Annotated in this window: 1 protein-coding gene; it reads left to right on the forward strand. The window is 41.6% G+C overall.

Annotated elements, in window-relative coordinates:
* Positions 1-82: 82 nt before the first annotated feature.
* Complete coding sequence (locus tag H4J73_RS05070) at positions 83-1,108, forward strand: IS110 family transposase (protein ID WP_182223115.1); 1,026 nt, start codon at positions 83-85, stop codon at positions 1,106-1,108.
* The last annotated feature ends 358 nt before the right edge of the window (positions 1,109-1,466 follow it).

The following is a 1,466-nucleotide window of genomic DNA, read 5'->3' on the forward strand; positions in this document are numbered from 1 at the left end:
TAACGAATGATATGGACTCCCCTACTAACGGCATCTATGTGCCATATTGAAAGTGTAAGCATTCAATCAAAGGAGAGTCCATATGTCTTTAATTAAAGTCGTTGGCATCGATTTAGCCAAACTTGTTTTCAGTATTCATGGTGTAGATGAACATAGCAAGTGTAAATTACGTAAAACTATCAAACGAAACAACCTGTTAGCTGAAGTTGCAAAGTTACCACTCTGCATTATCGGTATGGAAGCCTGCTCTGGTGCGCATTACTGGGCAAGAGAATTTACCAAGCTCGGTCATGATGTTCGTATCATGGCGTGTAAGTTTGTTATCCCCTACCGACAAAATGAAAAAAATGATGCTAATGACGCTGAAGCTATTTGTGAAGCAGTTACTCGTCCAAAAACGCGATTCGTTAGTATAAAAAGCGAAGAACAACAAGCCGTTCTTTGCTTACATCGCATTCGACAAGGCGCAATAAAGGATAGAACAGCACGAATAAACCGATTAAGAGGGTTACTCGCTGAATTCGGCATCATCATGCCTAAAGGTCGTTATTCTGCACAAAGCGCCATTCCTGGTATCTTGGAGGATGGTGAAAACAATTTACCTTTCATTGCTCGTGAATTACTCAATGATTTATGGCAAAGCATCAAAGGTTTAAATGATGAAATACTCAAATACGATAGAAAGTTACACGCACTAGCGAACCAAATGAAAGACGCTAAACGGTTAATGAGTATTCCTGGTATTGGGGAAATAACCGCTACCGCAGTAGTTGCAACGGTTAATGACGCTAAGCACTTTGACACTAGTCGTTCCTTTGCCGCATGGATTGGTTTAGTACCAAGACAATACTCTACGGGCGGTGTTGCTCGGTTAGGTCACATTAGCAAACGAGGCGAAAAGCATATTCGTACCTCACTGATTCATGGCGCAAGAGCCGTTATTGCTAATTGTAAAAACAAAACCGACAGAACCAGTTTGTGGATAAAAGACCTTGTTGAGCGACGAGGATTTAAACGAGCGACTGTTGCATTGGCCGCTAAAAACGCCCGATTAATTTGGGCACTGTTACACTCAGAAAAAGAATATCAGGTAGATTATGTAAAATAACTTTTTATGAAGTAAAGAGGTTAAACCAAACGGTTAACCCCACCGAGTCTGTGCATTAGCAATTGACGATAACACGGTCAGACCGAGAGCAAGAAAGCCTGTTTAGTAAGGAAGTGTTCGTAACACTGTTTAACGAATGAGGCATTGCTCAAGCGCAAATCATCAGGGCGATAGCGTAACAAAGCTAATAAACGCCGAATGTAGAGCTGCTGTCAGATCTTCTTGTTGTAAGAGATGCTATTGCTTGACAAAGGGGAGTCCATGTAGCCTTACTAAGCGGCGATAAATTGTTGGCTAAAATTGCGAGGAACGAAGCTAGCCAACTGTTTAGCGTCCGTTTGAGTAACTTGTTATGTGG

It is taken from the genome of Colwellia sp. MB3u-41, assembly GCF_014076845.1.
Taxonomy (GTDB): Bacteria; Pseudomonadota; Gammaproteobacteria; order Enterobacterales; family Alteromonadaceae; genus Colwellia_A.